The sequence below is a fragment of the Achromobacter sp. JUb104 genome, from assembly GCF_024806975.1.
Taxonomy (GTDB): domain Bacteria; phylum Pseudomonadota; class Gammaproteobacteria; order Burkholderiales; family Burkholderiaceae_B; genus Achromobacter; species Achromobacter spanius.
The window spans coordinates 149539-161077 of record NZ_JANUEY010000004.1; the positions used below are offsets into that span (position 1 = coordinate 149539).

The window sequence follows — 11539 nt, forward strand, 5'->3', positions numbered from 1 at the left end:
GAGTATGTGCATGAGACAGATCTGGCGACATTGCCACGCGGCCACCATGGCGGGCGGCGCCTATTCGGTGATTGAAGGCGCGGCCATCGTGACCCAAGCGGACCGCATCGAATGGATCGGCCACGAAGCGGACCTGCCGTCGGTGGATGCCGCGCATGAACACGACCTGGGCGGCGCGTGGGTGACGCCCGGGCTGATTGACTGCCACACGCACCTGGTCTTTGGCGGCAACCGCAGCAAGGAATTCGAACAGCGGCTGCAAGGCGTGGACTACGCAACGATTGCGGCGCAGGGCGGTGGTATCGCCAGCACGGTGCGCGCCACGCGCGAGGCGTCCGAAGACGCGCTGTATGTCAGCGCCCGCCAACGCGCGCTGCATCTGCTGCAAGATGGCGTGACGACGGTGGAGGTCAAGTCGGGCTACGGCCTGGACCTGCCCAATGAACGCAAGATGCTGCGTGTGGCGCGGCGCCTGGGCCAGACACTGCCGATGACCGTGCAGGCCACCTGTCTGGCCGCGCACGCGCTGCCGCCGGAATTCGTGGGGCGCTCGGATGACTACATCGACGAAGTGGCGCGGCGCATGCTGCCGGTGCTGGCGGCCGAAGGGCTGATTGATGCCGTGGATGCGTTCTGCGAGCACCTGGCGTTTTCCCCCGAGCAGGTCGAGCGGGTGTTCCAGGCCGCCAAGCACCTGGACCTGCCCGTGAAGCTGCATGCCGAGCAATTGTCTTCGCTGCATGGCGCATCGCTGGCCGCCCGCTATGGGGCCTTGTCGGCGGACCATCTGGAATACCTGACCGAAAGCGATGTGCGGGCGATGGCGGATGCCGGCACCGTGGCGGTGCTATTGCCAGGCGCGTTCTACGCGCTGCGTGAAACGCAGTTGCCACCCGTGGACCTGCTGCGCCGCCACGGCGTGCCCATTGCGATTTCAACCGACCTGAACCCGGGCACGTCGCCCGTGCTGTCGTTGCGCTTGATGCTGAGCATGGCGTGCACGCTGTTCAAGATGACGCCGGAAGAGGCTTTGGCGGGCGCCACGGTGAACGCGGCGCGCGCGCTGGGCCTGCATGCCACGCATGGTGCGCTGGAACCCGGCAAGGTGGCGGACTTTGTCGCGTGGCGCGTGGCGCATCCGGCTGAGTTGGCGTACTGGATTGGCGGGGATATTCCGAAGCGCGTGATCCGTCACGGCGCGCTGGTGGATGTGGCGGCGCTGGCCTGAAGCCGTCTGGGTTCAGGCCAGCGTGCGCACCTCGCGTCAGGCCGCGATAGCCATCTGCCGTCTGTCCTGGATCAGCGCCGGCAGGCGGAACGCGCTGACGGCGCCTTGCAGGCGTTGAGCCTGGGTTTCCAGCGACGAGGCGGCCGCGGCGGCCTCTTCAACCAGCGCGGCGTTCTGCTGCGTGACCTGGTCCATCTGATTCACGGCGGTATTGACCTGGTCGATGCCCGTCACCTGCTCCTGCGACGCCGTGGCAATGTCATTGACCAGCAGCGTCAGGCGTTCGATGGTCTCCAGGATTTCCTGCATGGTGCGCCCGGCTGCTTCGACCTGCGCCGAACCGGCCTGCACGGTGGCGCTGGACGCCGACAGCAGTTGCTTGATCTCTTTCGCGGCTCCGGCGCTGCGCTGCGCCAGCGACCGCACTTCGGCGGCTACCACGGCAAAGCCCTTGCCTTCCTCGCCCGCGCGCGCGGCCTCGACCGCCGCGTTCAGCGCCAGGATGTTGGTCTGGAAGGCAATGCCGTCGATGACGCCGACGATGTCTTCGATGCGGCCCGAGTCCTGCGCAATTTCGCGCATGGTGCTCACCGCTTCCTGCACGGCCATGCCGCCGCGCTGCACCACCTGGCTGGCGGTGGCCGCCATCTGGTTGGCCTGGCGGGCGTTCTCGGCGTTGCTGGTCACGGTGGACAGCAATTGCTCCATGCTGGCGGCGGTTTCTTCCAGGGACGCGGCCTGCTGCTCGGTGCGGCTGGACAGGTCCTGATTGCCGGCCGCGATTTCGCTGGACCCCGCGTTGATCTCGACCACGCCTTCGCGCACGGCGTGCACGGTATGCACGAGACTGGTCTGCATTTCCTGCAGATAAGGAATGAGCTGCCCCACGCAATTCTTGCCATACGAGGCGATGGGCGTGGTCAGGTCGCCGCCGGCGATGCGTTGAAAGTGGGCTTTGACCTGGTCCAGCGGGCGTCGCACGAACAGCACTACGTAGCGGTCGCCCAGCAACAGCAGCAACAGGCAGATGCCCAGCACGGCGCCCATGCCGATATAGGCCTCTTGGCGCTTGGCGGCGGCGTCTTCCCACAACTGCGTTTCGCGGTCCTTTGCATAGGCTTCGTAGTTTTCCATGCTCTTGCCGAACGCGCGACTGGCCGACACCACGGCGGTGGCGGCGTGCTCGCGCGCACGCGCGATGTCGCCTGCTTCCAGGTGCTGGCGCTGCACGGCGATGCCGCCGTTGACCAGTGCATCAAAGCCCGCTTGCATGGGTTGAAGGATGGTGGCGGGAGCGTCCTTGGTGGCCAATTCAATAAAGATGGCCTGTTGCTTGCGCGCTTCGGCAAGCGCGGTGTCGATGCTGCGGCCTTCTTCAGCCGCCTTGGCGGCCTGGCCTTCGGCGGCATATTCCAATTGCCGCGACAAGCGCAGGCGGGCGCGCATGATCTGGTCGTTGACCCGGGATAGCGCCGAAACCTCGTGCAGCAGGTCGCCGCTGGTGGCAAGCGCTTCCCCAGCGCTGCGTAATCCGTTGACGCTGATGGCTGACAAGCCCGTGACCAGCGCGCTGATGGCGAGCAGGGTGCACAGGATCATGCGTCGGATCGTGATGTCTTTCAGTAACTGTGTCATAGCGAGTCGTCCGATATACAGCGAGTGCTGCACTACGAACAACGACGCCGTTCAGCGGATATTTAGCAACTGTTTCACAACTTACGAATATATCGGCCCGTTCGGCGAATATATCGATAAATAGCGCAACAATGTTGCGACTTAGATGCTATTTCATGGATCGCGGCGCCGGGCATGCCATGGGTTCCGATGCGTCAAAGCGCAAGCGCGAAAAGCTGGCGATGCAGGCCAGGGCGGCGCACAAGCCGCCCAGCCACAAGGCGGTCACCGCGCCGTGCGTCGTGGACACGTGAAAGCACGCCGCAACCAGCGCCGCGCCAGTCGCCTGGCCCAGCAGCCGCACGGTGCCGATCATGCCGCTGGCGCCGCCCGCCCGGGAAGCTGGTGCCGAGGTCATGATGGCCCGCAGATTGGGCGATTGGAAAAAGCCGAAACCCGCACCACAGATGGCCATGCGCCAGCAGATATCCCACGCGGAGGGCGCGGCCGGCAGCATCGCCAGCAGCACCATGCCCAAGGCCAGCAACGCCAGGCCGACGCCGCCCAGGATGCCGGCGGGATAGCGGTCGGACAGCCGGCCCGCGATCGGGGCCATGAAGGCCACCACCACCGGCCATGGCGTAATCAGAAAGCCGGTATGCACCTGGCTGTAGCCCAGCACGGTTTGCAGCATGAACGGCAGCGATACAAACGCCAGCCCCTGCGCGGCGAAGGCGCAAACAGCGGTGGCGGCGGACAGCGCGAACAAGGGACGCCGCAGCAGGTCAACCGCCAGGATGGGCGCCGGGTGGCCGGCCTGGCGCCGCATCAGCAGCCACAAGCTGGCGATGGCGCCGCCCCATTCCAGCGCAATGCGCGCCCAGGGCGCGCCATGCGCCAGTTCATTGGAGCCCAACACAAACAGGCCCAGCGTCAGCGCGCACAGCACGGCGGCAATGCCGTCGAAGCCGTGCGGCGCGCGCTCGGTTTCGGGCAGGCCGCGCAGGCCCAGCACCGCGGCCAGGATGCCGATGGGCACGTTGATCAGGAACAGCCAGTGCCAGGACCCCAGCAACAGGATGGCGGACGCGGCGGTGGGACCGGCCGCGAACGACAGCCCCACCACCATCGCGTTCAAGCCCAGGCCGCGTCCCAGCATGGATGACGGGTAGATAAAACGCAGCAAGGCGCCGTTCACGCTCATGACGCCGGCCGCGCCCAACCCTTGCAGAATCCGCGCCACCACCAGCGTGGGCAAGGTCGGCGCCAGGCCACAGGCAAGCGACGACAGGGTGAACACCACCAGCCCCACCATGTACACGCGCCGATGCCCCAGGATTTCGCCCAGCGCGGCGGCGGGCAGCAGCCCGGCCACCATGGCCAGTTGATAGCCGCTGATGACCCAGATCGAGCCGGCGTCGCTGGCCTGAAGATCACGCGCGATGGTGGGTAGCGCCGTGTTGGCAATCGCCGTGTCCAGGCTGGCCATGCATACGGCCAACATGACGGCGAGCAAGGCGCCAAGACGTTCCGAGGCGGGCAGGCCGGCGCCAGCCGGATAGACGGTATTGCGAGAGAACGGGAGCATGGGCAGCAACAGGGCGAGGCGTGCGGGCGGGGCGTCCGGCATCAAGGGACTGATTCTAATGCGGCATCAGGTCTGCTTGGGCGCGGGCCGGGGCTTGACCGGCCAGAAGAGCGTGGTGGGCCGCTGCCAGATGCGTTGCCGCACGCTGGCCGACAGCGAATCGCGATCGCCCCGACGCAGGTCGCGTGAACGCAGCGCCACATTGAAGGCCAGCGCAAAGCTGACCGCCACATTCAGCAGGCCCGTGGCGGCAATGCCGGCTACGGCCAGCCAGAACCCCTGGGTACGCACGATGTCCCAACCCAGCGTGGCGATCACCGTGCCAAGCTGGCCGGCGCTGAGCGTCACGTGGCGCGCCTCCACATGGGCGCCGAGCAGTTCGACGATGGCCGGCCCCAAGCCCAGCATCAGGCCCAACGACACGTTGGCCGCGATGCCGGAGATGTTGCGTTGCCAGAACCCGGCCCACCGCAACGCGCCGCGCGCGCCAAAAAGGTGCCGCGCCCGGCGGCTGTAGGCCATCACGTCGTGGACGCGATGCAGCGCAAACCAGTTGTCGGCCCAACCGGCGATCAGGCTGGACAGCCACAGCAGCACGCCGGTGACGGCGGCGTAGAGCGGAGTCGCGCCCCAGATGGAAAACGACGCCAGCGTTTCCTGTGCCTTGTCCGCGTTGATCAGCGGCCGGTCCAGGCCATGGACCGCCACCCACTGCACGGCCAGGGCCAGCGGAAATATCACGGCCAGGTTACCCAGGATGGCGGCGGCGTTGGACCGCAGCATCGCCAGCGTGTCGTCCAGGAAGGCGTCGCGACCCTCCGGCGTGTGGGCGTCGTCCAGGCGGTGGGCCAGCGCGGGCCCGGTCATGGCGGGCTGCTTGGTGGCCAGCGTGAAATGCGCAAAGTGGATCACCAGGAATCCGCCCGCGTAGTTCAGCGCCGCCAACAGCCCTTCCAGCAGCTTGTCCAGGTGCGCCGACGTGATGAAGAATTTCAAGTACACCGTGAACACCATGACGAAGCCGCCGCCCAGCGAGGCTTTCAGCATCGCCAGGTATTCGATGGTGTCACGCGCGATGTAGTGTTCGCCGGTTTGGGCGGTGCGTTCCATGACGCGGCGCGCCAGTTGCGCAAACGCCGAGGTCACCAGGTGGCGGATGCTGTTGCGCGCCTGGGTGGACCGGATCAGCTCCGTGGTCAGCTGTACGAACTTATGACGCTGGGTCTGATCCACCCATACGCCCAGCAGCAGTTCGATGCGCGCCAGGCGCAGCTTCATGCGTTCAATCTGAAACACGACGTCGACCGACACGCCGTTTTCCGCAAGCTCGTCATACACGCCTTGCGCGGTCATGCGGCAACCGTCCAGCAGCGCGCGAAACATGTTCAGGCGGCGCGCGAAGACCTCGGGGGGCGTGTCGGGCGTGCTGTCACAGAGTTCGGCCACGGCGGGGGCCAGTGCAAAGAACGGCGAGTCCTCGACAGGACCCGGCAGGCGAGATCGAATGTCCTGACCCAGGCCGGTGGCGCGCACCTGGCTGACCAGCACCTGGATACTGTTGATCAGGGCCTTTTCGATGCTTGGCGGAAACGGATCGACGGCAGGCGCCGTCGGGATGGTCGTGGCGTCGCCCGCGCGGAACACGGCGCGCATGCGGGCCAGCGTGTCGTCGTCCAGTGCGTCGATCCATTCCGCGGTGCCGCTGCCGCGAAACATCAGCGAGAACAGGCCGGACATGTCGCCGCGCGTGGGGGGCGGCGGCAACAGGCGCGTCTGCACGCGGTTCCAGAACTCGTTCCAGAAGCCGGGGTGGGCGGCCACGCCCGTGTCGCATAGCAGCGAGGTCGGGTCGTTGTCGGCCACCAGTGAACGCAAGGTGGCGCCGACACGCGCGGCGCGCTCGGGGGTGTGTTCCAGCACTTGCAGCAGGTAACGCAGGCGCGTGTGCTGCGGGTAGCGTGCGCTTGCCGTGGGGTCAGGGTCGGTGGCGTCGGCGGTGTCGGTATGGCGCGGCGACGCGGCGGGAGCCGGGCGGTCAAGCCAGCGACACAAATCCAGCATCCACAAATTGCGGTCAGCCAGCGGCGCGTCCGGATCGGCGCCGGCCAGTATCACGTCCAACTGCGGTCCGCCGTGGCGCGCGGCCTGCCACTTGCGCCAAAGGGAGGTAAACATCGACACGGCCTCGCGGTTCGTGGGGAATCGGGGGAGGGCAAGCGGGGCGTTGCGCGGTGATCAATGGTACGCCTGAAGACGCCGGCCGTGCAGGAGCCGGACGGTGGATAACTATGTGGGTAAGCCGGTGGATAGGGGGTGGATAGGCAGTGGATAGCCGGTGGATAGTCGGTGGATAACGCGGGATAACTTTTGGTGACGGATACGCGATCTCTGTTTCCGGGTTTTCCCTCGGATTTCGAGTACGCTGCCCGGTGCTCTGAGCATGCCTGCCCGCGTTGCCGGGCTTGGCTCCCCGAAGCGCCAGGCAAGCTCATGCCGTAAGTTGTCCTTTCACCCTCTGCCGTATCCCACCATGACCCTGACTTTCAATGGGCGCGCCTTCGCCGCCCTGCTTGCCGTAACCGCGCTGCTGGCGGTAATTGCCATGTATGGCGCGCCCTATCCGTTCTTGCGCGGGTTCGTGGGGGATGTGGTGGCGGTGGGTTGGGCGTTTCTGCTGTACCGCACGTTCGTCCGCGCGCGCGTGTTGCCGCTGGCGGTGGCAGCCCTGTTGACGGGCTACGCGGTCGAATTCTGCCAATACCTGGCGCGGCTGTACGGCTGGCAAATTCAGCAGCCGGTGCTGCGCGTGGTGCTGGGCAGCGTGCCCGATTGGTGGGACGTGCTGGCCTACACCGTGGGGTTCGTGGTGGTGCTGATGCTGGCCGGCGCCAATGAACGCCGTCAACACGCGGCGACTCTGCAAGACGCCCGGATGCGGGCCAGCTTGCGCGCGCGCCGCTAGGCGGCACAGCGTATCGACCGGGGCGGGCGCCCCGGCGCGGCTACCGGGACAACGCTCCCGGTCGGCAAACCATCAACCTGCCTGACACACCGGTTCGTCGTCGTGCCGACGAACCGTGGGCGCTGCTGCGCGCAGCGGTTGCAGGCGGGCACTGCGGAACGGGGCAAACAGCTCGGCCCAGGACGACGGGAACAGGGGCGTGGCGTGGCGCACCGCATCGCGGCGGGCGTAATGCGTCAGCAGTTGCTGACCGATGGGGGCGTCTCCCAGAGGGTGGCGGGTATTCATGGTATTTCCGTATTGCATTGATAATGTATTCATTGTACTCAGCGCGCGCAATGTCGTCCACCCGGCCGCCCGTCGCCTCCCATCCGGCAACCTATTGATTTAGCGCGTTCTGGCCCTCTTTCTCCCTGCTATCTCCGGGATTGCCCTAGCAGCTCAAAATAGTAGACGGTATACAATGTTCATCATGCCCGGGCTAAACCAGCCTGGTATCCCTCCCTACTGGACTGGAGCGCGTCATGGCAGAACTGATGAACCGAGATGAATTCCGCACCGCGTTGGAAAACGCGATCAAGGGCAAGAGCGCCAATGCGTCGCCCTTTTCCATTGCCTGGGCCGAAGGCAAGCTCAGCCGCGAACATCTGTCGCGTTGGGCCGAGAACCACTACCACTACGTGGGTCCGTTCGCCGACTACCTGGGGTATCTCTACGCCCGCACGCCCGACACCTACACCGAGGCCAAGGACTTCCTGCTGGCCAACATGTATGAAGAAGAGATCGGCGGCGACCGCCATACCGACCTGCTGATCCGCTTTGCCGAAGCCTGCGGCACCACGCGCGAACGGGTCACCAACCCGGACAACATGTCGCCCACCACGCGCGCGCTGCAAAGCTGGTGTTATGCCGTGGCCATGCGCGAAGACCCCATCGTGGCGGTGGCGGGCCTGGTCGTCGGCCTGGAATCGCAGGTGCCGTCCATCTACCGCAAGCAGACGCCGACGCTGCGCGAGAAGTACGGTTTCACCGACGAAGAAGTGGAATTCTTCGACTTGCACATCGTGTCCGACGAGATCCACGGTGAACGCGGTTATCAGATCGTGCTGGAACACGCGAACACGGTCGACTTGCAGCAGCGCTGCCTGAAGATCTGCGAAATCGGCGCCCAGATGCGGCTGCTGTACACCACGGCGCTTTACACCGATTACGTGCAGCACGAGATCAAGCTGCCCGAACTTGGCCTGGCCGCCTGATTGTTGTGGGTGTTTCCGGGCAGCGCTGCGCATGCGGTACGCCCGGCCCGCGGTTCCTGGACGACAGACTCATGCCTACCGTTGTATTTCATAAAGGCGGCCAGACCTACACCGACGTGGTGAAGGACAACACCAATCTGGTGGTGCGGGCCGGCATCAAGCAGTTTCCGTATCCGCATCTGCGCTACGAATGCGGCATGGGCAAGTGCGCCAAGTGCGCGTGCCGCGTGCTGGCCGGCGCCGAGTATCTGCCGCCGGTCAATTGGAAAGAAAAGAAGCAGTTGGGCGACCGCATTGACCAGGGCTATCGGCTGGCCTGCCAACTGTGGCTCAACAACGATGTCGAGCTGGTTCAGGACGTGGAGGCCTAGCGCCATGGATGCCGTGTACGTAATCCTGACGTCCAAACCCGGCGTGTTCCGCACCGAAGTGGGGGACGACGTCGACATCATCGAAACGTATGACTACGAGTTCTACGGGCGGGCCTTGGCCGTGTTCTGCATCGCGCGGCTGCACGGCGATACGCGCTTGATCGTGACGGAAGAAACTCCGCCCTACGTCGTCAACCGCGTGCCCGCGAAGTTTCTGGAGAAATTCACGTCGGTGGAGGCGGCCCGCAAGGAACTTGCCCACCTGACCCGCTTTGGCAGCATGGAATCCACCTTGACGCTGCGCCCCGCCGCCGCCGTCGCAAGGCATTGAAAAAACATGGTTCAGATTACATTCGTCTCGAACGGCGGCAAGGTCGCCACCGCGCCTGAGAACAGCAACTTGCTGCGCGTGTCGCTCAAGGAAAAGGGCGGCATCCCCTTCAAGTGCGGGGGCGGCCTGTGCGGCACCTGCAAGTGCCGTATCGAGGAAGGCCTGGAACACACTGACGCGATCAAGCCCAAGGAACGCAAACACTTGCGGCCTGAAGACTTCGACGCTGGCTATCGCATGGCCTGCCAGACCTTTGTGACCGGCGACGTGAAGGTGTCGTGGGTGGTGCAGAACGGCAAGGGCGTGGTGGTGGGCGTGGCCTCAGACGCGGCCGACGCGCCGGTGCCGACCGCCTGATACGGCGGGCTCAACGCCTGTTGCGCTGTCGCCTTTTATTGCTTGATCAGTCAGCCGCGCCGTGCGGCTGTTGGGCGTCCGTATAGGCCTTGGCCGCGTTGTGCACGTGCTGGCTGGCCAGCAAGGCGGCCAGGTCGCCATTGCCGGCGATCACGGCATTCAAGATCTGCGAATGTTCATCCCAATTCGCCTTGGCGCGATGCATGTTGCTGGGCGCGAACAAGAGCGCCGTGCGGTCACGCAGCGAGCGCATCAAATCCGTCAGCACCACGTTGCCGGCAATGGTGGCCAGCATTTCGTGAAACTGGGAGTTCAGCGCCAGGAACTTGTCCAACTGCTCGCCGCGCGCGGCTTCGGTGCCTTCGCGCAGGAATTCCTGCAAGCGTTCCACGGTTTTGGCGTCTCGGCGTTGCGCCGCCAGCTTGGCGTTCAGCCCTTCCAGCGTGGCGCGCACTTCCACCATGTCATAGGCAATGGCATCGGACAGCACCGATACCGACGCGCCGCGGCGCGGCTCGATGGTGACCAGCCCTTCGGCGGCCAAGGCGCGCAGCGCTTCGCGCACGGGGATGCGCGATACGCCCATTTCCTCGGACAAGCGGCCTTCCACCAAGCGGTCACCGGGGGTGAATTCCCCGCTGAGTATGCGTTCGCGCAGCTTGTCGCGGATAACGGCGAACAACTGCGGATGCTGCTCGCCGATCTTCAGCGGGGCGGAAGACGGCGTCTCTACGGCTTGCGGGCTGACGGGAGAAGTGGTCATGGCGAGCAGGTATGGATTAATGGATATAGTCCGCATTGTATTACCGGGTGTAGCCGAATGCCGCGACGGCAAACCGGTGCGGCGGGCCAGGCATCGATGCCGCGCATCAAGCCCCCCAGAAGGATTTGGCCAGCACGCCCACCGCGCCCAGCGCGCACGCTGCCAGCAGTACGCTGCGCACGGCTTGCGGCGGCAGCAGCGTGCGCAAGCGGTTGGACACGGCAAAACCGGCCAGCAGGAACGGCGCCAGGCTAAGCGCCAGGCCAAGGTGGTAGCCGGTGTACCGCTTGGCCAGGGCCAGCATCGCCAGCGAGAAAATCGACCCCAGGAACAACACCACGCCCAGCGTGGCGCGCAGCTGTGGCGGCGCGGTGTGCTGCAGCACGATGGCGATGGGCGGGGCGCCCACCGACGTCATCGTTCCCATGATGCCGGAGGCCACGCCGGCCCCGGACACCCGGCCCGGCGTGGCCGTAAAGCGCAAGCCCGCCACGCTTAGCGCCACGGCCACCAGGATCATGCCGGCGAACAGCACGCCCAAGGTCTGCGGGGCAAAACGCGCCATCGCGTAGATGGCCAGCAGCGTCCCGACCGCGCGGCCGGCCAAGGCGTACGACACGTTGGACCAGTCGATGAAGGCCCGTTCGCGCAACGCGGTCAACAGGGAGATGAAGCCGCCCAGCGTCAGCAGGGGGCCGGGAGCCAGTTGCGGAAAGAACATTGCCGCCACCGGGGCCGCGAACATCGCAAAGCCGATACCGCCCACGCCCTGCGCCACGGCAGCGCCAAACACCACCACGGCCATGGCGGCGTACTGCCAGAAATCCGGGAAAGACAGGGAGGACATGGGCTAGGCTTCTTCTTGTATACGATAGTCGAGCGTTGATTTCGACCGCAATGAATGCCGCCGTTCAAAACACGGGTAAACCCGTAATTTTTATGCGGTATTCATGGGATTTTCAGAATTATCGGTTTCCCTAGGCACTGCATATTTCGATTGGTATGCCTTCAAACGAAATATAGTATACCGATTGTGGCGACCTAACAGCCACGTCACAAGGGGAATCAC

Annotated in this window: 12 protein-coding genes; 6 read left to right on the forward strand and 6 right to left on the reverse strand. The window is 65.3% G+C overall.

The genetic code is table 11. The annotated features are described in order from the left end of the window. The first annotated feature begins 10 nt into the window (after positions 1–10). The gene (gene hutI / locus M2361_RS26515; protein WP_259252778.1) at positions 11–1228 is read left to right on the forward strand and encodes an imidazolonepropionase; all 1218 of its coding nucleotides are present in this window, start codon (positions 11–13) and stop codon (positions 1226–1228) included. 36 nt (positions 1229–1264) lie between these two features. Here hutI and M2361_RS26520 read toward each other — a convergent pair whose 3' ends face one another. The 3 genes from M2361_RS26520 to M2361_RS26530 form a co-directional block, all read right to left on the reverse strand. Then, positions 1265–2863: a methyl-accepting chemotaxis protein gene (locus M2361_RS26520; RefSeq protein ID WP_259252781.1), complete on the reverse strand. Its 1599-nt coding sequence runs from the start codon at positions 2861–2863 to the stop codon at positions 1265–1267. A 148-nt stretch (positions 2864–3011) separates the two neighbouring features. Then, complete coding sequence (locus M2361_RS26525; protein ID WP_259252908.1) at positions 3012–4430, reverse strand: MFS transporter; 1419 nt, start codon at positions 4428–4430, stop codon at positions 3012–3014. Positions 4431–4496: 66 nt separating this feature from the next. Beyond that, the gene (locus M2361_RS26530) at positions 4497–6605 is read right to left on the reverse strand and encodes a site-specific recombinase (protein ID WP_259252782.1); all 2109 of its coding nucleotides are present in this window, start codon (positions 6603–6605) and stop codon (positions 4497–4499) included. Positions 6606–6960: 355 nt separating this feature from the next. Here M2361_RS26530 and M2361_RS26535 point away from each other — a divergent pair, with 355 nt between their 5' ends. Beyond that, entirely contained in the window at positions 6961–7392 is a 432-nt protein-coding gene (locus tag M2361_RS26535) for a DUF2809 domain-containing protein (protein ID WP_259252783.1), read from the forward strand. A 72-nt stretch (positions 7393–7464) separates the two neighbouring features. On the opposite strand, the gene M2361_RS26540 is transcribed toward M2361_RS26535, so the two are convergent. After that, entirely contained in the window at positions 7465–7680 is a 216-nt protein-coding gene (locus M2361_RS26540) for a hypothetical protein (RefSeq protein ID WP_083447362.1), read from the reverse strand. A gap of 236 nt (positions 7681–7916) precedes the next feature. Between M2361_RS26540 and M2361_RS26545 the strand changes: the two genes are divergently transcribed. The 4 genes from M2361_RS26545 (at position 7917) to M2361_RS26560 (ending at position 9707) form a co-directional block, all read left to right on the forward strand. Then, positions 7917–8648, forward strand: a complete 732-nt coding sequence (locus tag M2361_RS26545; protein ID WP_050446826.1) for a TenA family transcriptional regulator — start codon at positions 7917–7919, stop codon at positions 8646–8648. Between the two features lie 71 nt (positions 8649–8719). Continuing rightward, positions 8720–9019, forward strand: coding sequence for a (2Fe-2S)-binding protein (locus tag M2361_RS26550; protein ID WP_259252784.1), 300 nt, complete (start codon positions 8720–8722; stop codon positions 9017–9019). Between the two features lie 4 nt (positions 9020–9023). Continuing rightward, a complete protein-coding gene (locus M2361_RS26555; RefSeq protein WP_259252785.1) occupies positions 9024–9350 on the forward strand; it encodes a ferredoxin in 327 nt (108 codons plus the stop codon). Between the two features lie 6 nt (positions 9351–9356). After that, positions 9357–9707 (forward strand): (2Fe-2S)-binding protein, encoded by a 351-nt coding sequence (locus tag M2361_RS26560; protein ID WP_259252786.1) that lies wholly within the window; start codon positions 9357–9359, stop codon positions 9705–9707. A 46-nt stretch (positions 9708–9753) separates the two neighbouring features. Here M2361_RS26560 and M2361_RS26565 read toward each other — a convergent pair whose 3' ends face one another. Continuing rightward, entirely contained in the window at positions 9754–10470 is a 717-nt protein-coding gene (locus M2361_RS26565) for a GntR family transcriptional regulator (protein WP_259252787.1), read from the reverse strand. Positions 10471–10576: 106 nt separating this feature from the next. Then, positions 10577–11317 carry a sulfite exporter TauE/SafE family protein gene (locus tag M2361_RS26570; protein WP_259252788.1) on the reverse strand — a complete coding sequence of 247 codons (741 nt, stop codon included), beginning with the start codon at positions 11315–11317 and terminating at the stop codon, positions 10577–10579. Between the last annotated feature and the right edge of the window lie 222 nt (positions 11318–11539).